The sequence below is a fragment of the Suttonella sp. R2A3 genome (genome assembly GCF_021513215.1).
GTDB lineage: Bacteria > Pseudomonadota > Gammaproteobacteria > Cardiobacteriales > Cardiobacteriaceae > JAHUUI01.
The window spans coordinates 78,025-99,634 of record NZ_CP090975.1 but is presented as its reverse complement, the minus strand read 5'-3'; the positions used below and the strand labels follow the sequence as shown (position 1 = coordinate 99,634).

Genomic DNA, 21,610 nt, shown 5'->3' with positions numbered 1-21,610 from the left:
CACAACACGCTACAACCATGAACACATTTAGCACATTAGAACTCACTCAAAACGACGGCATTGCCACCCTCACCCTATCGCGCCCTAAAACCAAAAATGCGATGAGTTTTACGATGATGCGCGAATTGGTTCGTGCGGCTAATCAGCTTAAACAAAACCGCTCGATTCGCGCGGTTATCTTGCGTGGTGATGGGGTAACTTTTTGTAGTGGTATTGATCTAAGCGATCTCAACCAAGCTTCAAAAAGCTGGATTGTCTGGCAATTACTCAAGCCAGGGTTGAGCCTATTCCAAGCAGCGTGTTTGGCGTGGCATAAGTTACCAATCCCGGTTATTGCTGCTGTGGAAGGTCATTGTCTTGGTGCGGGCACACAATTAGCACTTGCTGCTGATTATGTGATTGCCACCGCTGATAGCGAGTGGTCGGTACGTGAAGCACATTGGGGGATTGTTCCGGACATGGGGATTAGCGTCACTGCTTTGGGTAAAATCCATCAATCCACTTTACTCGATGCAACCTACAGCGCACGATTATTTAGCGGCGAACATGCTGTATCGGCTGGTTTTGCACAAGAACTTAATGGTACGCCCTACATAGCGGCCCAACGATTGGCCAAAGAATGGGCACAACGCTCTCCCGATGCGCTGCTTGGTAGCAAACGGGTCATTAAAGGCATGTTAGGCGCATCACGCCTGGCCTTATATCGCGAAAAATGGTGGCAAATAAAATTGCTGTTGGGCAAAAACCAACGGATTGCCGTGCGCAAAGGTCAAGGTAAAGACGCGACATTCAAACCCCGCCAATACCGTTAAACTATAACGGCACTGCTACCTCATCGAGCACACGTTGAAGATGCTCTTGATGTTGCATATTGTCGTGCTCATGGCCGTGCAGGCGATGCCAGGCAACGCCAAAAAATACCGCTTGAATATGTTGCGGGAAGACTGCCTGTTCCCCGCCAATCAACGCATAAGCTTGGGCTGCAGCAATCAGCGCCAAGCCAGCGCGGGTCGACAACCCGTGCCTAAAAACTGATTGTTGGCGTGTGTAGGCTAATAGATGCTGCACATACTGTGCCACGGCTTGCGATACAAATACCGTTTGCGCGGCTTCCTGCAACGCCAAAATATCCTGTGCTGAGAGTTGCGCTTGCCTATCAGCGAGCATCGCCGTTCTTGGCTGGCCCCGTAAAATCGCTGTCTCGCTGTCGGCCTCAGGATAACCTAAGCTCAAGCGCATCAAAAACCGATCAATTTGTGATTCTGGTAAAGCAAACGTCCCAACCTGTTCACGTGGGTTTTGCGTGGCGATGACAAAAAACAGCGGGTCAAGCGCGTGCGTTTCATGATCGATACTGATTTGCCGCTCTTCCATCGCTTCAAGTAACGCTGATTGGCTTTTTGGCGATGCACGGTTAATCTCGTCAGCGAGTAAGAGTTGGGTAAAAACCGGTCCGCGGTAAAAGCGTAGTTCTTGGGTATGGGTTTGCATCATCGAAAAACCCAACACATCTGCAGGCAATAAATCTGCGGTAAACTGAATACGGCGAAAATCCAGACCAAGCGTTGCAGCGAAGGCCTTAGCTAAAGTTGTTTTCCCTGAACCGGGTAAGTCTTCAAGCAGAAGATGACCGCGCGCGAGTAAACAGACTAACGATAAACGAACCACCGTTTCTTTACCGACCACGATTTGATTGATTTGCGTGACAGCCCGATCAAATCGTTGTCGTAATCCTTCATCGAGCATTGCAGGCATTTATGACCCCTGTTGGTGTGCGTTATCGCTGGCGATCATATCAACGCCAAACGTGGCAAGCGTGTGTTTACGTGACGCATCATTGACCGTCCAAACCCCGAGTATCAGCCCATGGGCATGAGCATTGTGGACATAATCTTGATCAACCACCACCTCATTGACATCAATCCCGCTAAAGCGCTGCTCTTTGGCCAATTCAAATACCGTAGCGGTACGTGCTTCCGCCTCATCAATGACCCAAAGTGTTGGTAAATCCGGCACCAATGCCGCCAATTTACACAATACCTGTTGGTTAAAGCTGATCATATAAATCGTTACATCGCGGCGCGCCTCGTTTAGCACCTTGGCAATCGCCGCTAGATTCTCCACATCGGGTTTAATTTCTACTTGGATGATTTTGCCCACCGGCATCATCGCAATCACTTCAGCAAGCCGTGGCAGTCGTTGACCAGCAAACTCTGGGGCAAACCAACTGCCGACATCAGCCGTATCAAGCGTTACAGCATCGCTGTCAGCAAGGTTTAGATCTTGGCCAGCAGTACGCAGCAATGATTCATCATGATGAACATACACCACCCCATCACGACTTACCTGTACATCGAGCTCGATGCCATCACAATCATGCGCCCAGGCCAATTCAAACGCCGCCCAGGTATTTTCAGGCGCTACCGCTGATAAACCACGGTGGGCAATCCACTGACTCATATCCGCTCCTCAATATCTGCTATTAATTCATGTGGAATCTGTATTGTATAATCAAGCACATATACCCGCTCACGCAATTCTTTAGGCCACTCGGTAATTTTTACCGCATCTTTAGCAGTCATCAAAATAATCCCGTCAGCCGCAAAATCCGCAACTTCTGCTGCTAATGGCGCATGATCGGGGAAAAACCGGTAATCAGCAAGTGTGCCCCCCTGCGCGGCAATACTCGCGAACAAACGCTCAGGTCGTGCAATCGCTGAAATTAAATACAGTGGTTGTGCATCAGCCAACGTCTGTAACGCTATGTTTTCACCAGATAACAGATGTACAGCGCCTTGTGCCTGACTCATGAACTGAATTTGGCGAACTGAGACTGGTGCGTTGATTGATTTAGTGGATAATAATGCATCGACAGAAGACAAACGCGATACAGGCTCACGTAATGGCCCTGCCGGCAGCAAAAAACGATTACCAAAGACAAAATCTGTTGCAGCGACCACCCACTCGATATCCCGCGCTAACGCGTAATGCTGCAGGCCATCATCGCTAATAATCACTTGTGTCTCGGGATAAGCAGCCATCACAGCTGCTGCTACTTGTGCGCGACGTCGCCCAACAAAAACTGGCACCCCACTTTGCTCGGCAATCATCACCGGTTCATCACCCACTTGTGCGGCCGTTGAGTCAGTACGTACTTGCGCAACGCCCTGCTGATTCCCGCCATAACCGCGACTAATCACCACACACGCCACACCGCGCGCTTTTAACGCCCGTGCTAAAGCGATCACCAATGGCGATTTATTATTACCACCGACGGTAATATTGCCAATCACCACCACACAGGCAGATGCGCGATAGCGCTTAAGAACCCCAGCCCGGTATAGCCAAGCGCGAATACGTACAACGCCGCCAAAAATCCAAGAAAGGGGTAATAGTATCCAGGACTGCCAGCGTCGTTCTCGCCACCACTGCGGAACCGCTTGCATTAAGATTTACGCTTAAACGCCGCTTCTTCACCGCTGCGCAGACGCGCAATATTTTCTCGATGGCGATAAATGAGTAGTGCGACCATCGCGAGCACCATCATCGGCTGTTGTTTGTCATTCATCATAAAAAAAGCGAGCCACGGTGCGCAAAAAGCAGCAATCAGCGCTGAAAGTGAAGAAACGCGTGTCCAGAGAAACACCGCTAACCAGATCGCAATACAGCTTAGCGCCAGCCAAACATGCCAGGCCAGTAGCACGCCAATCGCGGTCGCCACCCCTTTGCCGCCTTGAAATGCGAAAAACACCGGCCATAAATGCCCGATAAATGCCCCCAAGCCAACCAGTAACCAGGCCATTTCGGCTTCTGGCCAAAGTAGCTTAACCAAAAGTACAGGCAACAAACCTTTCAATAGGTCACCGACCAAGGTAATGATTGCCGGCAATTTGCCACCAACACGCATCACATTAGTTGCCCCAGGGTTGCCTGAGCCTTGCGTGCGCGGATCGGGCAGGCCAAATAATTTACAGACAATCACAGCCGAAGACAGCGATCCACATAAATAACCAAATATTCCCGCCAGTAGCGCGATAATAAAACTCATAAGCTTTTCCTCTGTGGATTTTGTGTGCTCATCATACCAATTTGACAGCAAACAACGTTATCATAAACAACCTATTTTATAGGATTTGACCATGAACGATTGTATTTTCATTGAACAACTACACATTGATACACTAATCGGCGTACTGCCTCACGAGCGCGTACGCAAACAACGTTTGATTATTGATATTGAATTAGCCACCGATTTTAGTGCCGCTGCAGCCAGCGATAAGGTTAGCGATGCGATTAACTACGCAGCTGTGGCTGATCACATTGCAGCCTTTGCCGATCAGGCAGAATTTGGCCTACTCGAAGCGTTTGCTAGCGCGCTGATCAATAGTGTATTTGCTGCGTATCCAGCAACCACGATCACACTCACTATCAAAAAACCTGGTGCGATTGCCGCTACGCGTGAGCTCGGCATACGCCTGCAGCGTCAACGACCATAAGACAGCTTACTGAGCATTTAAGCCAAAAAACTGGCGCGCATTCGTGGTCGTTATTGAGGCAATATGCTCAGGCGTTTGCCCACGGCATTGGGCAAGCATGCTCACCACTTCTCCAAGATATTTCGGTTCGTTGGTGCGTGGCGTGGGCTGTAAGGTTTTTGGGGTCAAATACGGTGCGTCAGTTTCAACCATCAGCCGATCATCTGGGATGACTTTAACCTGCTCACGAAGCGCCTCACCTCGAACCGGATCACAAATCCAACCGGTAATGCCAATATACAGCCCTAAATCAAGCACCGTTTCCAGCGCTTCACTACTGCCGGTAAAACAATGCCACACCGCGCCCGGTAACTCAGGTAACATCGGCCGCAAGATGGCAATAAAATCCTCATACGCATCACGCTCGTGTAAAAACACCGGCTTACCCACCGTCGCCGCCACAGCCAGTTGATCGCGAAAACAGCGCCGCTGATTGACGGGTTTAGCGAAATTACGGTGATAGTCTAATCCCATTTCGCCAACCGCCACCACACGATCCATACGCGCGATGGCTTGTAAAGCGGCCGGATGAGAATTTGGCTGCCAATCGTTGGCATGATGGGGATGATGCCCAGCTGTGGCGAATAAATCGGCGTGTTGCTCGGCGAGTTCTAGTGACGCTGCATTACTTGTCGGATCGGTTCCGGTGAGAACCTGTTGGGTAACACCCGCTGCGCGCGCCTCACGCAACACACGATCGAGATCGCGCATTAAACGTGGGCTGGTTAGATTACAACCAATATCGACAAGCGCAGCAGGTCTCATATTCGCTTAATGTTGCTCCGGACGCATATGCGGGAACAGCAGCACATCACGAATCGACGGGCTGTCGGTAAGCAACATCACCAGACGGTCAATGCCGATACCTTCGCCGGCAGTTGGTGGCATGCCGTATTCCAGCGCACGGACATAATCGCCATCGTAGTGCATCGCCTCGTCATCGCCAGCATCTTTCGCCGCCACTTGCGCGCGAAAACGCTCGGCCTGGTCTTCGGCATCGTTTAGCTCGGAAAAGCCGTTGGCCATCTCTCGACCACCAATAAAGAGTTCAAAGCGATCGGTAAGCGCCGGATTGTCATCGCTACGCCGTGATAATGGCGACACTTCCCAAGGATAAGCAGTGATAAAGGTCGGCTGGATAAGCTGATGTTCCACAGCCTCTTCAAAAAGCAGGGTTTGCAGATTACCCAATGCATCTTCTGTGGTCACTTTCTGCTGATACTCTTCTCGCAATACTTGTGCCAGCGCCACATGGTCATGCACAATCGCCGCGTGCTGCGGCGCGTATTGCACAATCGCTTCGACCATACTCAAGCGCGCAAAAGGTTTCGCGAAATCAATTTCTTGCCCCTGATAGGTGAATTGCGTGCTGCCGATAACCGCCTCACTCAGTCCGCGCAACAACGTTTCGCTCAAATCCATCAAGTCGTGATAATCGGCATACGCCTGATAGAATTCAAGCATTGTGAATTCCGGATTATGTCGTGTGGAAACCCCTTCGTTACGGAAGCTGCGGTTGATTTCAAACACCCGCTCAAAACCACCAACCACCAAACGCTTCAAATACAATTCCGGCGCGATGCGTAGAAACAACGCCATATCAAGCGCGTTATGGTGGGTCGCAAAAGGTTTCGCGGTCGCACCACCGGGGATAGGATGCATCATCGGCGTTTCGACTTCCATAAAATCATGGTCTTCAAAGAAGTGGCGGATATAGCGCAACACTTTGACCCGCGTTTTAAAGACTTCGCGGCTTTCTGCATTCATAATCAGATCAACATAGCGCTGACGATAGCGTGTTTCTTGATCAGACAGGCCATGGAATTTCTCTGGTAAGGGACGCAGCGATTTGGTTAATAATTCAATCTCGCTGGCATGCACCGTGAGTTCCCCTGTGCGGGTGCGGAACAACGTTCCTTTGATGCTGATAATATCGCCCACATCCCATTTTTTGAATTGCGCATAGACCCCTTCAGCGAGTTCATCACGCGCAATATAGACCTGCATACGCACGCCACTACCATCTTGGATTTGCGCAAAACTCGCCTTACCCATCACGCGTTTACCCATCATACGTCCAGCGAGCAGTACCTCTCCTACTGCAGCTAATGCCTCGCTATCTTCTTCGCTTGCGTAGCGTTCATGCAGCATGGCGGCTTGGTGGGTCGGACGCGTATGATTTGGAAACGCGATCGCTTGTTGTTCACGGATAGCAGCAAGTTTTTGGCGACGCTCAGCGATGAGTTTATTATCGTCTTGGTTTGCCTCGCTCATAAAGATACTCCTTGTTTTAAACTTTCTTGTAAAAAGGCGTCGAGATCGCCATCGAGCACCGCTTGGGTATTGCTCGTTTCATAACCGGTGCGCAGGTCTTTAATACGTTGTGAATCCAATACATAAGAACGAATTTGACTACCCCAGCCAATATCAGACTTACTGTCTTCAAGCGCCTGGCTTTCTGCGCTGCGCTTCTGCATTTCCAGCTCATAAAGCTTGGCACGAAGCTGTTTCATACAGGTATCTTTGTTTTGGTGCTGTGAGCGGCTGTTTTGCGATTGCACGACAATCCCGGTTGGGTTGTGGGTGATACGTACCGCTGATTCAGTCCGGTTGACGTGCTGTCCACCAGCGCCAGACGCGCGATACACATCAATCCGCAAATCCGCCGGATTAATGTCGATATCAACATTGTCATCAATCTCCGGCGAAACAAACACCGCAGCAAACGAGGTATGACGGCGGTTGCCGCTATCAAATGGCGATTTACGCACCAAGCGGTGCACGCCGATCTCTGTACGCAACCAACCAAAGGCGTATTCGCCACTAAACTGAATGGTTGCTGATTTAATCCCGGCGACTTCGCCCGGTGACTCTTCGATGAGTTCTGTTTTAAACCCTTTAGCCTCACCCCAGCGCAAATACATCCGCAACAGCATTGACGCCCAATCTTGCGCCTCTGTACCGCCAGAGCCTGCTTGAATGTCTAAAAATGCGTTATTTTCATCGAGTTCCCCGTCAAACATGCGGCGAAACTCGTAATCTTCGATTTGTTTGGTGAAGCGATCAACATCTTTCATCGTCGCCGCGACCGTTTCTTCATCATCTTCTGCTTCAGCAAGCTCAATCAGCTCTTCGCTATCATGCAAGCCTTGCTTGAGCGCATCCAAGCCGTGTACGATTTTCTCAAGCATCAAGCGCTCTTGGTTAAGCATAGCGGCCACATCGGGTTTATCCCAAACTGAAGGCTGCTCTAGCTCGCGCGTGACCTCATCGAGGCGTTCAGCTTTGAGCTCGTAGTCAAAGATACCCCCTAAGCGCCGCCTCACGCTCAAGCAAGTCGGTGATGTGTTCGTAGGTACTGTTGAGTTCCATAAATTAAATCCGCGCAAAACGCGTCATTATAAAAAAAAATAGCGCAAAAATGTAGTGACCGCGCTTTATTTAACCTTTCGCGCGGCGAAACAGACCAATCCCTAAATAGGCAAACACAATACCGACCAATGGATTGAGCAAATTCATCCACGCGTACGGCAGATAATCGATCACCGAAACGCCTAACGTGGTTGCAAAAAACGCCCCTGCCGTTGTCCAAGGAATCAGCGGTGCGGTCAGCGTTGCGCCCTCTTCCAAAGAACGAGAGAGCACCGCACGATCCACCTCTGCTTGATCATAGGCGTTACTATAGAGCTGTCCACCAAGGATAATGCTCATATACGCCTCACCCATACTCATATTACCGACCCAGCATGAGAGTATCGTCGCACTCACCAATCCGCCCACATGCTTCGCACGAGAAATAATTCCGGTGATTAACACGCGCAAAAAGCCGAACTCGTGCAAAATACCACCGAGCGCTAGGGCTTGTAACGATAGAAACAGCGTCCAGCCCATCGACTCAATACCGCCGCGACTCAACAGGCCATCCAGGCTTTCCACCCCGGTTTGTGGGTGCCCACCGGACCAGAGCGCATTGAGCACTCGTGTTGGTTCAGCGCCTTGGAAGGCAATCGCAAGCACCACAGCGACCAATGCGGAGAAAAACATCGAAGGCTCAGGCGCCACGCGCGCCATACTCAAGACCAACAAAACAATCAGCGGCAACAACGCAATCCAGGAAACCTGATATTGTAGCTCAATCGCTGCGAACAGTTCATTAAGCTCAGCGTGCGGCATGGTGTTCGCGCCGTACTGTTGGCCAACCACTGCGAAGGCAATCAAGGTGATGATATACGCAGGCCCTGTGGTGTAGAGCATACTTTGAATATGACGGTATAAATTGGTTTGCGAGGCCATCGCCGCCAAGTTTGTTGTATCGGAAATCGGCGACATCTTATCGCCGAAACACGCCCCACAAACGATCATGCCCGCGACAATCGGCAAGGGAATATCCATCGCCCCACCGACACCAATCAGCACCACACCGGCCGTCCCTACCGTTCCCCAGCTGGTACCGGTCGCCACCGACATCAAGCTGCACAACAGCAATCCAGCCGGTAAAAACCAACCCGGCGAAATCACTGCTAAGCCGTAATAAATCAGCGTGGCGACCGTGCCGCTTTGAATAAACGCGGCAATCAACACCCCGATTAAGATGAAAATATAAATCGCTGACATCGCCCGAGCAATTCCAGAGCTCATCGCCTCACGAATCGGCAAAAACGCACCACGATAGAGCGACCAGGCACTCGCACCGACCACCAGTAAAGCAACCAACATCAAGCTGTGCAGACCAATATCGAGCACAAACAGGCCCATCCCTATGATCAGCACTACCGCAAAAAAGGTTAGTGCGGCATGAATAAAGGAAGGGGTTCTTATGGTTTGAGTCTCAGACATAAACATCCTGGTTAAATAGCGGTTTGCCGGAAGCGATAGATCACACTGAGGCGTTGCCAAATCAGCGCAAGCACAAACAACGCCGCTTGAGTGAGAACAATACAAGCGCTGGTTGAGGCGTCAAAATGAAAACTTAAAATCACCCCAAGAACGCCTGCACAAACCGAAACAGCACAGGCTACCACCAACATCCAACCAAAGCGTCGACACACCAATTGCGCTGTGATTCCCGGGGCAATCAGCATTGCCACAACCAAAACCACTCCAACCGCTTGAATCGCCGCAACTGAAGTGAGCGCAAGCAAGACCAACAGTCCATAATGTAGCCAACGGGTTGGCAAGCCGGCAATGCGTGCGTGTGAGGGATCAAAAATAAACAATAATAGGTCGCGCCATTTGAGCGCCATCACAGTGATCACAAAGCCGCTGATAATCAGCACCTGCCATAAATCATCACGCTCAATACCCAAAATATTACCAAAGAGAATATGGCTTAAATGCTGCTCGGTATCCATCGAGGTAAACATCAATATGCCAAGGGCAAACATGCCGGCAAAAATAATCCCGAGCACCGTATCTTCACGCACTCGGCTATTGCTGTGAATATAGCCGGTGGTAAGCGCACAAAGCAGGCCTGAGAAAAATGCCCCAACACTCAGCGGTAATCCGACAACACTTGCCAACACAACCCCAGGCAGAATCGCGTGCGATATCGCATCACCCATCAACGACCAGCCTCTAAGGACGAGAAAACACGACAGCAACGCACAGACCACGCCAACGACCACCGCGACCAGCAACGCCTGCTGCATAAAGCCATATTTTAATGGTGTGACCAAAATAGCCAGTAAACTATCCATGAGCCACCGCCTTTTTTTGTCGCCACTGTCGCGCCAACACCCCATATTTTGGTGAGAACGCAAACACCAACAGGAAAATCACTGTTTGTAACACAACAATAATCGCCCCTGTAACACCATCAATAAAGTAGCTTAAATACGCTCCGCCCAGGCTGGTAACAAAACCAATCACCATCGCGATAATTAACACCCGCCCAAAACGATCACTGATTAGATAAGCGGTAGCTCCAGGGGTAATCACCAAGGCAATCACCAAAATTGCACCCACCGCCTGCAAAGAAGCAACGATTGCCGCACTCAGCATCGCAAAAAAGATAACCTTCCAGCGATTCACCGCCAAGCCACTGGCTACCGCCTGGGTTTCATCAAAAAAGAGCAGCATGAAGTCACGCCATTTCAACGCTATAATCAGCAAAGTCAGCGCCGAGATCGCAATGATCTGCCATAAATCGGCATCACTCATCCCTAAAATATTGCCATAAATAATTGCGGTAATATTAATCGAGGTCGGGTTGAGCGAAATCAGCAGCAACCCGGCAGCAAAAAACGATGAAAAAACAAACCCGATTACCGCATCTTGTTTGAGTCGTGCAATCTGATTCAGCGCAAGAATCGCGGTGGCAGCGAGAAAACCGGTAAAAAACGCGCCGACCGTGTAGGGTAAACCCAATGCGTACGCACCAGCAACCCCTGGGACCACAGCATGTGATAGCGCATCACCAATCAATGACCAGCCTTTGAGCATCAAAAATACCGATAACAGCGCACATACTGTGCCCACCAAGGCACTCGCAGCCATCGCTTTAACCATATAGTTGTAGGTAAATGGTTCGCTTAATAACTCAATCATCGTCTGAGTCCTGCGTATGATAATTGGCTGGGTGATGGCGTTTACCCAAAAAGACCGCCGGACGTTCGTCATCGGTAACGATCGTAACCGCATTCGCTTGATCGCTGCTGTCATCAATACGGATATGCTTCAAGATACCACCAAAGGTCTTTTCTGAGATTTTCATGTGTGTAGGTGGTCGATGTGGGGCCAGCCGCAATAACGGTGCGGTTAATCATCACCACCTCATTACAATAATCGGGCACGGTGCCGAGGTTATGGGTGGACACCAAAATAAGATAACCTTCATCACGCAGCGCTTGTAACAGCGCCATGATCGCGTGTTCGGTTTTGACATCAACCCCGGTAAATGGTTCATCTAATAAAATAATGCGGCTTTCCTGGGCTAACGCGCGTGCTAAAAACACCCGTTTTTTCTGCCCTCCGGAGAGCTCACCAATTTGTCGGTGGGCGAGTTGACTTACACCAAGGCGCGCCATTGCTGCATCAACTGCTTGTTCGTCGCGTTTTTGTGCGCGACGCAGAAATCCCATATGCCCGTAGCGCCCTTGCATAACGACATCACGTACTAAAATTGGAAATTGCCAATCGATATTTTCTGATTGTGGGACATACGCCACGCCGTTGTGTTTAACGGCTTCGGCTGCCGGCACGCCAGTCAGGCAAATTTCACCAGTTTGCGGGCGAACAATCCCCATAATCGAATTAAACAACGTCGATTTGCCGCTACCATTGACGCCAACCAGTGCACACACAGTGCCCCCTGCTAACGATAAGTTGATATCGTGAATGGCGGTATAGCCATTGGCATAGGTGACGCGCACTTCCTGCGCGGTTAAAGAAACGTTCTCTTGCATAGTTCCTCAAATAAATTTTGCATGATTGAACCCACTATAACCCGAGCAATCAGTATAGCTGAACCGGCCCTATCAATGCCGACTCAGGGTTCAGTCCAGAATAGTTGTAAGCAAACTTAACGTTCTAAAGCCTGCTGAAAGCCGTCAATAATGGTTTGCGTGGTCACATCGAGCAGGTCAAGATAGGTTGGTACCACACCACCTGCCTCAGACAATGAATCAACATAGAGCACACCACCATAAATCGCATCGGTTTCTTTAGCAACTTGTTTGGCTGGTTTATCGGAAATGGTACTCTCACTAAACACCACCGGGATATCATTGTCACGCACCGTTTCGATCAATGCACTCACCTGCTGCGGCGAGCCCTGTTGTTCGGCATTAATCGGCCACAGGTAGGCTTCTTTTAAGTCATAGTCGCGTGCCAGATACGAAAACGCGCCTTCACTGGTCACCAACCAACGCTGCGCTTCAGGAATCGTCTCGAGTCCTTCACGGATACGCTGGTCCATCACCTCAATTTGTGCCTTATACGCCGCTGCGTTAGCCGCATAGTCCGCAGCGTGTTCAGGATCATATTGGCTGAGCGCTTGTTCAATATTATCGATATAGATTTTCGCACTGCTTGCTGACATCCAGGCATGCGGATTGGGTTTGCCATCGTACTCACCACCGCTAATCGACATTGGCTCTACGCCCTCACTGACCACCACCGAAGGTACACCGTCAATAGAAGCAAAGAATTTTTCAAACCAACGCTCGAGATACATGCCATTCCACAAAATCAAATCTGCTTCCTGGGCACGCACAATATCTTTCGGGGTGGGTTCATAGCCATGAATTTCTGCCCCAGGTTTGGTGATTGATACCACAGTCGCCTGTTCACCAGCCACATTCTGCGCCATATCGGCAATTATCGTAAACGTCGTGGCTACAGTAAACTTATCTGCGGCGTAGCCAACTATCGACACGCTTAATAAGCCCAACAATCCTAGTTGTCGTAAAGACACGGTCATAAATGACTCCATAAATTAAAAAGGTCCGCATAAACTACAATAGATGAGAACAATTCTCAATAAATAAATGCTCTATGCGTTAATGCAATAATCGTTGATCAGATGGCGTAATAAGTGAACGCATTGCTCGAGCTGTGCACATTCCACCCACTCATCGGCTTGATGCGCTTGTCTAATACACCCTGGCCCGAGAATGACCGCAGGAAAACCGCCTTGTTGGAAAATACCCGCCTCAGTCGCATAAGCGACTGTTTGTACGGCCATGTCGGGCAAATGACGGCTCAATAAATCGAGTAAGGTTCCTTGATCTCTAGCGGCTAATGCCGGCACGGTCTCGATGAGACGTTGGTGCTCAATACGCAAACCCGGTTGCTGTTCGATTAATGCCTTGCCAGCAGCTGCTATGTGATCAATCAAGATTTGAGCATCATCTTGCGGCAAGTGGCGTAATTCCCAATCAAATTGGCAGCTTGCCGCGTTAATATTCACCGCCTCCCCACCATGGACTGTGCCAACATGCAGCGATGAAAACGGAATCGCAAATTGCCCATCAAGTCGCCCTTCTTGCTGCCATTGCCCCATCATCGCCTCAATCGCGACAATCAGCTTTGCTGCTTCGTGTACCGCGGAAATCCCTTGGCCAATTTGACTCGAATGCGCCGGTTTGCCATAAACGGTGGTGCGTAAATTTGTGATCCCTTTTTGTGCAACCACAGGTTCTAGTAATGTCGGTTCACCAATCACTGCGAGCGCCCCTTGAGCGCCCCAGTTTTGCAAACCTTCAATAATCTGTGGTGCACCCAAACAGCCGATTTCTTCATCATAACTGATCGCCACAATAACTGGCCGTGCTAAATTTTGCTCAGCCAGCCACGGCATCAGACTGAGCACGCAGGCAATAAAGCCTTTCATATCCGCAACACCTCGCCCGTAATAGCGCCCATCAGCTTTGTGCAAATCAAACGGATCGCTGTGCCAGTCTTGTCCTACAACTGGCACCACATCGCTGTGTCCAGAAAAAACAAGTCCACCCTCGCCATGGCCAAAGCGCAACAACAATCCCGCTTTATCACCAGTTTCATTAGGTAATATGGCGATGTCATCAGCATACGACGCAGCCAGTGCTGCAACCTCGTCAATCAATGCTCGATTGGGTTCACTAGAAACACTTGGATGAGCGATTAACCGTTGCAATAGCGATTCAACCGAATAATCAGTCACGACGGGTTTTTTCATCAAACATCAGCCTCGTCTCTTTGTTGTAAGCGGTTTCTATGCGCGCCAAGCCAGTGTTCAAGCGCTGTATAGAATTCAGTAGTATCGGGTTCGTGGTGTAGTTCATGATAAGCCTCAGGAAAACACACACCCCGAACCTTATCTTTTGATGCGCGCTCTAAAAAATCACCACTTCCCGTTGGATCAACCAATTGATCCGCACCCGCATAAAGCAGTAAGGTCGGCAGTTGCCAATGCTGTGCTGCTTTGAGCACACGCGCACCCGCGTTGAGTATATAGTGCGCTAACGTGGGTGTAATTCGATCATGAACGAGTGGATCCTGTGCATACGCTGCTACCACCGCCGGATCATGACTGATGCCTGATGGTGGCAACATGGTGGGTAGAGAGATATTGGGCAGAATGCGGCGCAATACCGGCAATAACCAACGCTGCAATGGGTTAGCCGTAACACGAATGGCCGGCGATAAAGCAATCACACCAGAAATACCTTCGCCATCACTCAATGCTGCGTCAAGAACAATCAAACCACCCATACTGTGACCGAGTAACAACAAGGGTTCGTGATAACGCTCAGCTAACGCTCGAACATGGCAGAGTAAATCCTCACGCAACTGCGTTTGGTACTCGATACTGCCGCGCTTTCCGCTTGCCTGACCATGACCATAATGATCATAGCGACACACCCGTAAACCTTGCTTAGCCAACCATTCACTGAGCGCTTGATAGCGGCCGCTATGTTCACCGATCCCATGGACCACAATAATGGTTGCCCAAGCAGACTGGCTCGGTTCAAGAATATTCATGGTGCGCTTGCCTTATGAGGGAGTGTGTCTAAAAATGCGTTTAGCGTCTGATGATAGTCGACTTGCTCGGGAATCTCTGCGTGTGCACACGAAAACCCCACCCGTTGCTTGATCGATGCCACACTGGCTTTCAACAAAGCGCTCGAATGCCACGGGCGGATCAAAGCATCGTCTTTAGCGTATAAGATCAGGGTAGGCACAGAGATGGTACTAATCCGTCGACCATTTTCTAAATGGCTGCGCCAAGTCCAAAATAAATCGGCATAAATACGAAACGCATCCCACATCGGCACTTCAAGGATCATCGCACGCAACGGCTGTTTACGGTTGGTAATCAATGTGGCATTGCTGCTGCCTAGCGACCGTCCGTAAACGATCACATTAGTTGCCTTATAACCTTGCTGAATCAGATAATCCCAGGCAAGTAACGCGTCCTGTTGCATATTAGCCAACGTCGCACGTCCATCGCTATAGCCATAACCGCGATATTCATAGGCAAACACCGCCATTTGCGTGATCTCGCTTAAATAGTGTAGGCGCGGGTGAATATCGCTCAATAATTCAGCGTTGCCGTGCTGGTAAAAAATTACTCCATGATCAGCGCGCTCACGTGCAAACCAACACACTTCAATACGCGCGCCATTTTCATGAGTCAGCCAGAACGTATCCTCACCAACCGCTTGACTGATCGGTGGCGGACGAAAAGACAGACGCGGCGCCAAGTAGTAATAGGCGATCAGCCATACCAGCGCGTAAAGCGCGAGCGCAATGAGTAACAGATAGAGTATCCACCACCAAGTCATGCGCGCTCTAGCTTAGCAAACGCTAGCACCAGCCATTTTTCACCTACCGAAGCAAAATTGACCAAGGCACGGGCATGCGCCCCATCGCCTTCAAGCAGCATTACGCACCCTTCACCGTATTTAGGATGGCGCACCATTTCACCATGCCTGAACGTCCCATGCTCATCGTTCACGGTGGCCATGGTTTGAGCTGACCCTCGCGCCGCACTGATACCAGCAAAAACCATCGGACGCACCGAATGCACTAAATCTTCAGGGATTTCATGGATAAATCGAGAAGGTTGTGGGTAGGTATCCATCCCTTGCCAACGCCGCCGCTCCGCAAAACACAGGGTTAAGCATTGCTCAGCACGGGTCATCCCGACATACGCCAGGCGCCGTTCTTCTTCCAAGCGTTGTGGGTTCTCAATCGAGCGGAAACTCGGGAAAATATTCTCTTCCATCCCGACGATAAACACATTAGGAAACTCCAACCCTTTCGCGCTGTGCAAGGTCATCATCTGGATGCTATCGCTGCCCTCTTCTGCCTGATCATCGCCAGCATCAAGCGCAGCATCAGCGAGAAAATCCATCAGCCGATCGCTATCAGGGTCTGTACTCATATCCGCATAGCTTCCTGCGTTGATTAATTCATCAAGGTTATCTTTACGCGCCTCGGCTTCTTCTTTGCCGCTGGTTTCGTGCATGGTATATAAACCACTATCATGAACCGCGATTTGTAGCGCTTTTTTGACGCTGCGCTCATCAGTCAACCGACTTTGCATCTCACTCATTAAATCAACAAAATTTGCTAATGCAGATTGCGCGCGAGACGTAAAATGGCGCTGACGCAGCTCGGGGTTGGCGATAATCGACCACATCGAGCAAGTGCCTTGTCTTGCTAAATCCCGCACCTGAGCGACTGTTTTCGCGCCAATACCACGTGTCGGTGTATTAATCACCCGTTCCAACGCGCCATCATCATCGCTGTGCTGGCTTAAGCGCAGATACGCCAGTGCGTCTTTAACCTCTGCGCGCTCAAAAAAGCGCAAGCCCCCATAGACGCGATACGGCAATTGATTTTGCACCAGCACCTCTTCAAATACCCGTGACTGGGCATTTGAGCGATACAAAATCGCACACTCGCTATAACGACCACCGCCATTTACCCATGACTGAATCTGATCGGCCACATAACGTGCTTCATCGTATTCATTAATTGCGGGATAAATTTTGACCGCTTCACCTTCTGCTCCGGCACTCCAAAGCGTTTTACCTAAGCGTGCGGTATTTTTTGCAATTACTGCATTCGCCGCACTTAAAATGGTTTGCGTCGAGCGGTAATTTTGTTCTAACCGTACGGTATGCAATTCAGGAAAATCTTGCTCAAGCGAGAGGATATTCTCAACCCGTGCACCACGCCAGCCGTAAATCGATTGATCATCATCGCCAACCACGAACAATTGCGCGCCACCGGCACTCAGTAGTTCAACCAAACGAAATTGTAGGGTATTGCTGTCTTGAAACTCATCGACGAGCACCGCTTGAAAACGGCGTTGATAATCCGCGCGCACATCGTCATGCTGCTGAAGTAACTCGACGGTGAGTAGCAACAGTTCGGCAAAATCCATCGTGCCTTGCGCCACACAAGTGCGTTCATAATCTTGATAGAATTCACGGATCGCCATATCGATCGGATAGGTAGAGATCGGCACATCATCAGCGCGTAAGCCTTCTTCTTTATACGCGTTAATCTGCCAGGCCATTTCTTTAGGCTTTTTAACTGATTCATCCCAATCACGCGCACGCATCATGCGACGTATCATCCGTATTTGATCATCGCTATCCATAATCACAAATTGTGCGGGCCAATTCATACGTGGCGCGTGACGACGCAGGATTCGGTGACAAATACTATGGAACGTGCCCATCCACAGCTGGCCTAAAGGTCGACCGAGGGAGGTTTCGAGACGCTGGCGCATCTCGCGCGCCGCTTTATTGGTAAAGGTTAACGCGAGTAACCCATAAGGCGAAAGCCCATCAACGGCCATCAACCACTGCATGCGCTGCACCAGTACCCGTGTTTTACCACTGCCCGCACCAGCAATCACCCGAATGGCACGGTTTTCGCTGGTTACCGCCTCGCGCTGTGCATCGTTTAAACCGTCTAAAATCTCGCTAACATCCACGCTGATCTCTTACCTTTTGCCAATAGCATCTTAGGGTTTGTTTGAAGGTGCATGATAGCAAGAAAACCGCGTAATGTAAGTGAGCCTGACAAGAGAGAAGCAAGCTGATGCTTGCTAATCACGATACAGCGTGGATAAATCCTGACTGTTAGGAAATTATATTAAAATAAGTAGCGGTGGAAATCATTGATAATCACAAACGCCATAAACCCAAGCACCACGAATTTACCGACATTCATCACCCAAGTCATCGCGCGTTCGCTAAGCGGTTTGCCACGAACCATTTCGATCGCACTGAGCAGCATATGCCCGCCATCAAGCATCGGAATGGGTAATAAGTTGATTGCGGCTAACGACAGACTAACAATCCCTAAAAAGTTCAAAAACACATCCCAGCCGTATTGCAAGGTTTTACCTGCCGCATCACCAATCGTCAGCGGCCCTCCGATATTATCGATCGAGACTTGTCCTTTGATCAAACGAGCAAACATATTAAAAGTGAGTTGTGTGTAATACAGCGTTTTATCAACCCCTTTGCCTAACGCACTCACAAACCCATAACGTTCGGTTGTCCGATACTCGGAAAAATCCGGACTCAACCAGCGAATACCTAGAAATCCAACTGCGTCACCATCTTGAGTTTGCTGCCCCAGCTGTCCTGAAAGCGTTTGAGATTGACCATTGTGTAAGATAACAAGGCGTACATCAGCATCAGGATGCGCACCAATCCAGCGATGGGCGCTGAGTAAATCCATGGGGCCATCGTCGTTAATCGAGATAATTTGATCTCCTGCTTGTAACCCAATCACATCTGCTGGTGAATTTTCTACCACCTCTCCAACGGTTGCCGGGAACCACTCATCAACCAAATAGAGCCCTGTTGCATTCGCCATATCGAGTTCATCACCAGCACGCAATGAGCTTAGATCAAGGGTTGCCTGGCCTGGTTGACCCTCTGCACCAAGGTACTCTAACGTGACAAGTTCGCGTGGCGCACCCACCAGTGCAACATGTGCATCAATACCGAGCTTAACCGTTTTGCCATCGATTGCGGTTAATACGTCGCCTGTTTGCAATCCAGATTCCGCGGCAAGTGTATTTTCAGCAATATGTGCTACTTGCGGACGAATACCATCGACACCGACCATAAACAGCGCCGCAAAGGCGAGCACAGCAAAAATCAGGTTAACAGCAGGGCCAGCAAAAGCAATGAGAAAGCGTTGCCATGGCGCTTTGCTGGCAAAAGTGCGGTGTCGGTCGGCTTCATTAACTGATTTGTCGTCTTCCTCATCATACATCTGCACAAAGCCACCAAGCGGAATCGGCGCAAGCGTATACAGCGTGCCATCGCGTTTTCCACGCCAACTTAATAGTGGCTTACCAAAACCAAGAGAAAAACGCAGGATTTTGACATCAAAACGGCGCGCAACCCAGAAATGACCATATTCATGAATCACCACCAACAGACCGATGGTGATGATAAAACCGAGTATGCCAAAAAATACGGTCATTATTGGCTGCCCAGCAAAATTGCCCAAAACACCAAACTCGGCAGCCAGCTATCGATCCGATCGAGCAGACCACCATGGCTGGGCAGGATGCGACCACTGTCTTTGACCCTGCTTGGCGTTTTAGTGTACTTTCCCATAGATCCCCGATGGGGGCAAAAGCAAGCACCAAAGCGCTGAAGACGACAAACGACACCAAGCCAATAGGCAGGTTAAACACAAAAACTGGCAGGTTAAATATTAGCGCGTAAATAACCGCGCAGATCATACTGAATACCCAGCCGCCAATGAAGCCTTCAAGGGTTTTATTGGGGCTGATCGCTTTAGCAAGCGAGTGTTTACCTAAATATTTGCCGGCAAAATAGGCGCCAATATCGTTACACCACACTAGAACAAACAAACCTAGCAGCTTCAATCCGCCGATCTCGCGCCAACACATCGCCACCGCAAAAGCAAAAGCACAGAAAAAGATGGTGTTGAGCAACGCCAAAGGCTCTTCCGACAAACTTAAGCGGCCCTTTTGGGCGTAGACGCTTAATTGCCAAGGCACCACGCTCAACCAAAGCAACGCTGCAAACCACAGTAGCAGTTGAAAGAAGGTATAAAGCTTTGTGTTTGGATGATACAAGCCTATCGCGATAGCCAACAACGCCAGCAGTGCATTGATGGCAACAAAACCCAAGCGCTGTTTATCCACTAAAGGCACTAGCCGTGCGGTTTCATACGCTGCCAGCGATATTAATGCCGCCCAGAACACCATCCACACACTATGATGGACCAACAAATTAACCGCAATAAAAAGCAAACCGGCGATAAGCGCGGTTATGATCCGTTGTTTGAGCATTTAATTCTCCTGCTGCGGTAGGCAGCCAAAACGTCGCTCGCGTGCATGATAAGCAGCAAATGCATCGTGTAACGTCTGGGCGTCAAAGTCCGGCCACAACGTGTCCGTAAAATAAAGTTCAGCGTAAGCCAGTTCCCAGAGCAGGAAATTACTGATACGTTGTTCACCACTGGTACGGATCAACAAATCGACCGGTGGCAAATGAGGTTTGGGCAAATACGCCGCAAACGCAGCTTCATCAAGTTCACCCAGTGTTTGATCATCGAGCCTGGCTTGCGCCAAATTCACCGCTGCCTGATGTAACGCCCAATGACCACTATAATTGAGCGCTAATACCAAACGCATCTTTTGACCCTGCGCTGTCTTTTCTTCGGCAGCATCAATTTGCGCACACAACGTTTGTGAAAGCCCTTCACGTGCACCAAGCACTTCGAGCGCCACGCCGTGATCAATCAGCTTTGGCACATACTCACGCAGCGCCTTACCCATGAGTTCCATCAAAACAGAGACTTCAGAAGCAGGTCGCCGCCAATTTTCGGTTGAAAAAGCAAACAGGGTCAGCGTGTTAACGCCCGCCTCGACACACGCTTCGATACTACGATCCACCGCATCACGTCCGGCACGATGGCCAAAAACACGCGGTCGTTTGCGCGCCTTTGCCCAACGGCCATTGCCATCCATGATAATAGCCACATGGCTCGGCGCTATCACAGCATCCCCGACCATTAAACTTCCATCAATTCCTGTTCTTTTTCATCGAGCAACGCATCGATTTTATCGATGTGTTGATCGGTGAGCTTTTGAATATCTGCTTCAGCACGACGCTCGTCATCTTCAGAAATTTCTTTATCAGCAACCAGTTGCTTAATGTGTTGGTTAGCATCACGACGAATATTACGCACCGCGACTTTTCCTTGTTCGCCTTCATGACGGACAATTTTCACCATTTCTTTACGACGCTCTTCAGTCAAAGGCGGCAAATTGATGTGAATATTTTGCCCAGCGGTATTCGGTGTGAGGCCTAGATCAGAGTTGATTAACGCCTTCTCGATCACTTTCACCATATCTTTTTCCCAGATTTGGATGATCAAAGTGCGGTAATCAGCCACTGAGACATTCGCTGCCTGTGACAAAGGCACCATCGCGCCATAATATTCCACTTCGACATGATCCAATAAACTGGTATGCGCCCGTCCGGTGCGGATTTTGCTCAAGTCGTTTTCTAGCGAAGCAACCGATTTATCCATACGGCTCGCAGCATCTTTTTGAATTTCCTGTAACATTTTTTCTC

General features: G+C 49.8%; 20 protein-coding genes and 2 pseudogenes. 2 read left to right on the top strand and 20 right to left on the bottom strand.

What is annotated here, in order from left to right:
* The first annotated feature begins 17 nt into the window (after positions 1-17).
* Entirely contained in the window at positions 18-812 is a 795-nt protein-coding gene (locus L0B52_RS00495; RefSeq protein WP_235064588.1) for a crotonase/enoyl-CoA hydratase family protein, read from the top strand.
* 1 nt (position 813) lies between these two features.
* Here L0B52_RS00495 and L0B52_RS00490 read toward each other — a convergent pair whose 3' ends face one another.
* Genes L0B52_RS00490 through plsY form a run of 4 tightly spaced genes read right to left on the bottom strand, consistent with a single transcriptional unit; the run spans position 814 to position 4,048 of the window.
* Positions 814-1,755, bottom strand: coding sequence for a MoxR family ATPase (locus L0B52_RS00490; protein WP_235064587.1), 942 nt, complete (start codon positions 1,753-1,755; stop codon positions 814-816).
* Complete coding sequence (locus L0B52_RS00485; protein WP_235064586.1) at positions 1,756-2,460, bottom strand: glycerophosphodiester phosphodiesterase family protein; 705 nt, start codon at positions 2,458-2,460, stop codon at positions 1,756-1,758. It abuts the gene before it with no gap.
* Positions 2,457-3,446, bottom strand: a complete 990-nt coding sequence (gene lpxK, locus L0B52_RS00480; RefSeq protein WP_235064585.1) for a tetraacyldisaccharide 4'-kinase — start codon at positions 3,444-3,446, stop codon at positions 2,457-2,459. Before lpxK ends, L0B52_RS00485 begins: the two co-directional genes overlap by 4 nt.
* On the bottom strand, positions 3,446-4,048 hold the full coding sequence (gene plsY, locus L0B52_RS00475) for a glycerol-3-phosphate 1-O-acyltransferase PlsY (RefSeq protein WP_235064584.1): 603 nt from the start codon (positions 4,046-4,048) through the stop codon (positions 3,446-3,448). Before plsY ends, lpxK begins: the two co-directional genes overlap by 1 nt.
* Positions 4,049-4,139: 91 nt before the next feature.
* Here plsY and folB point away from each other — a divergent pair, with 91 nt between their 5' ends.
* A complete protein-coding gene (gene folB / locus L0B52_RS00470; RefSeq protein ID WP_235064583.1) occupies positions 4,140-4,496 on the top strand; it encodes a dihydroneopterin aldolase in 357 nt (118 codons plus the stop codon).
* 6 nt (positions 4,497-4,502) lie between these two features.
* Here folB and L0B52_RS00465 read toward each other — a convergent pair whose 3' ends face one another.
* The 16 genes and pseudogenes from L0B52_RS00465 to frr form a co-directional block, all read right to left on the bottom strand.
* The gene (locus L0B52_RS00465; RefSeq protein WP_235064582.1) at positions 4,503-5,300 is read right to left on the bottom strand and encodes a TatD family hydrolase; all 798 of its coding nucleotides are present in this window, start codon (positions 5,298-5,300) and stop codon (positions 4,503-4,505) included.
* A 6-nt stretch (positions 5,301-5,306) separates the two neighbouring features.
* Positions 5,307-6,809, bottom strand: a complete 1,503-nt coding sequence (gene lysS / locus L0B52_RS00460) for a lysine--tRNA ligase (RefSeq protein ID WP_235064581.1) — start codon at positions 6,807-6,809, stop codon at positions 5,307-5,309.
* Positions 6,806-7,907 (bottom strand): peptide chain release factor 2 gene (gene prfB, locus L0B52_RS00455; protein ID WP_235064580.1). Its coding sequence is split into 2 segments (ribosomal slippage): positions 6,806-7,834 and positions 7,836-7,907, totalling 1,101 coding nucleotides; the frame shifts between segments, so codons are not numbered across the junction. Before prfB ends, lysS begins: the two co-directional genes overlap by 4 nt.
* A 69-nt stretch (positions 7,908-7,976) precedes the next feature.
* Positions 7,977-9,371, bottom strand: coding sequence for a Na+/H+ antiporter NhaC (nhaC, locus tag L0B52_RS00450; RefSeq protein ID WP_235064579.1), 1,395 nt, complete (start codon positions 9,369-9,371; stop codon positions 7,977-7,979).
* An 11-nt stretch (positions 9,372-9,382) separates the two neighbouring features.
* Complete coding sequence (locus L0B52_RS00445; protein ID WP_235064578.1) at positions 9,383-10,231, bottom strand: metal ABC transporter permease; 849 nt, start codon at positions 10,229-10,231, stop codon at positions 9,383-9,385.
* Entirely contained in the window at positions 10,224-11,081 is an 858-nt protein-coding gene (locus tag L0B52_RS00440) for a metal ABC transporter permease (protein WP_235064577.1), read from the bottom strand. The genes L0B52_RS00445 and L0B52_RS00440 overlap by 8 nt, the downstream gene beginning before the upstream one ends.
* Positions 11,074-11,938: pseudogene (locus L0B52_RS00435) on the bottom strand (ATP-binding cassette domain-containing protein). Before L0B52_RS00435 ends, L0B52_RS00440 begins: the two are co-directional and overlap by 8 nt.
* 116 nt (positions 11,939-12,054) lie before the next feature.
* A complete protein-coding gene (locus tag L0B52_RS00430) occupies positions 12,055-12,954 on the bottom strand; it encodes a metal ABC transporter substrate-binding protein (RefSeq protein ID WP_311195339.1) in 900 nt (299 codons plus the stop codon).
* Between the two features lie 72 nt (positions 12,955-13,026).
* Positions 13,027-14,190, bottom strand: coding sequence for an acetylornithine deacetylase (argE, locus tag L0B52_RS00425; protein ID WP_235064575.1), 1,164 nt, complete (start codon positions 14,188-14,190; stop codon positions 13,027-13,029).
* Complete coding sequence (locus L0B52_RS00420; protein WP_235064574.1) at positions 14,190-14,996, bottom strand: alpha/beta hydrolase; 807 nt, start codon at positions 14,994-14,996, stop codon at positions 14,190-14,192. Before L0B52_RS00420 ends, argE begins: the two co-directional genes overlap by 1 nt.
* Positions 14,993-15,799: an alpha/beta hydrolase gene (locus L0B52_RS00415; protein ID WP_235064573.1), complete on the bottom strand. Its 807-nt coding sequence runs from the start codon at positions 15,797-15,799 to the stop codon at positions 14,993-14,995. Before L0B52_RS00415 ends, L0B52_RS00420 begins: the two co-directional genes overlap by 4 nt.
* On the bottom strand, positions 15,796-17,967 hold the full coding sequence (gene uvrD, locus L0B52_RS00410; protein ID WP_235064572.1) for a DNA helicase II: 2,172 nt from the start codon (positions 17,965-17,967) through the stop codon (positions 15,796-15,798). Before uvrD ends, L0B52_RS00415 begins: the two co-directional genes overlap by 4 nt.
* A 161-nt stretch (positions 17,968-18,128) precedes the next feature.
* Positions 18,129-19,478, bottom strand: a complete 1,350-nt coding sequence (gene rseP / locus L0B52_RS00405; RefSeq protein ID WP_235064571.1) for an RIP metalloprotease RseP — start codon at positions 19,476-19,478, stop codon at positions 18,129-18,131.
* Positions 19,478-20,319 (bottom strand): annotated as a pseudogene (locus L0B52_RS00400) (phosphatidate cytidylyltransferase). The gene rseP and the pseudogene L0B52_RS00400 overlap by 1 nt, the downstream one beginning before the upstream one ends.
* Positions 20,320-21,045, bottom strand: coding sequence for a polyprenyl diphosphate synthase (uppS, locus tag L0B52_RS00395; protein WP_235064569.1), 726 nt, complete (start codon positions 21,043-21,045; stop codon positions 20,320-20,322).
* On the bottom strand, positions 21,045-21,602 hold the full coding sequence (gene frr, locus L0B52_RS00390; protein WP_235064568.1) for a ribosome recycling factor: 558 nt from the start codon (positions 21,600-21,602) through the stop codon (positions 21,045-21,047). Before frr ends, uppS begins: the two co-directional genes overlap by 1 nt.
* Positions 21,603-21,610: the final 8 nt, after the last annotated feature.

What these genes read in the sequence shown, in the direction of transcription:
- L0B52_RS00465 (WP_235064582.1), bottom strand. Translation starts at nt 5,300, where the DNA reads ATGAGACCTGCTGCGCTTGTCGATATTGGTTGTAATCTAACCAGCCCA.
- L0B52_RS00415 (WP_235064573.1), bottom strand. Translation starts at nt 15,799, where the DNA reads ATGACTTGGTGGTGGATACTCTATCTGTTACTCATTGCGCTCGCGCTT.
- L0B52_RS00485 (WP_235064586.1), bottom strand. Translation starts at nt 2,460, where the DNA reads ATGAGTCAGTGGATTGCCCACCGTGGTTTATCAGCGGTAGCGCCTGAA.
- lpxK (WP_235064585.1), bottom strand. Translation starts at nt 3,446, where the DNA reads ATGCAAGCGGTTCCGCAGTGGTGGCGAGAACGACGCTGGCAGTCCTGG.
- argE (WP_235064575.1), bottom strand. Translation starts at nt 14,190, where the DNA reads ATGAAAAAACCCGTCGTGACTGATTATTCGGTTGAATCGCTATTGCAA.
- L0B52_RS00495 (WP_235064588.1), top strand. Translation starts at nt 18, where the DNA reads ATGAACACATTTAGCACATTAGAACTCACTCAAAACGACGGCATTGCC.
- L0B52_RS00440 (WP_235064577.1), bottom strand. Translation starts at nt 11,081, where the DNA reads ATGATTGAGTTATTAAGCGAACCATTTACCTACAACTATATGGTTAAA.
- L0B52_RS00430 (WP_311195339.1), bottom strand. Translation starts at nt 12,954, where the DNA reads ATGACCGTGTCTTTACGACAACTAGGATTGTTGGGCTTATTAAGCGTG.
- frr (WP_235064568.1), bottom strand. Translation starts at nt 21,602, where the DNA reads ATGTTACAGGAAATTCAAAAAGATGCTGCGAGCCGTATGGATAAATCG.
- rseP (WP_235064571.1), bottom strand. Translation starts at nt 19,478, where the DNA reads ATGACCGTATTTTTTGGCATACTCGGTTTTATCATCACCATCGGTCTG.
- L0B52_RS00490 (WP_235064587.1), bottom strand. Translation starts at nt 1,755, where the DNA reads ATGCCTGCAATGCTCGATGAAGGATTACGACAACGATTTGATCGGGCT.
- lysS (WP_235064581.1), bottom strand. Translation starts at nt 6,809, where the DNA reads ATGAGCGAGGCAAACCAAGACGATAATAAACTCATCGCTGAGCGTCGC.
- folB (WP_235064583.1), top strand. Translation starts at nt 4,140, where the DNA reads ATGAACGATTGTATTTTCATTGAACAACTACACATTGATACACTAATC.
- plsY (WP_235064584.1), bottom strand. Translation starts at nt 4,048, where the DNA reads ATGAGTTTTATTATCGCGCTACTGGCGGGAATATTTGGTTATTTATGT.
- nhaC (WP_235064579.1), bottom strand. Translation starts at nt 9,371, where the DNA reads ATGTCTGAGACTCAAACCATAAGAACCCCTTCCTTTATTCATGCCGCA.
- L0B52_RS00420 (WP_235064574.1), bottom strand. Translation starts at nt 14,996, where the DNA reads ATGAATATTCTTGAACCGAGCCAGTCTGCTTGGGCAACCATTATTGTG.
- L0B52_RS00445 (WP_235064578.1), bottom strand. Translation starts at nt 10,231, where the DNA reads ATGGATAGTTTACTGGCTATTTTGGTCACACCATTAAAATATGGCTTT.
- uppS (WP_235064569.1), bottom strand. Translation starts at nt 21,045, where the DNA reads ATGGTCGGGGATGCTGTGATAGCGCCGAGCCATGTGGCTATTATCATG.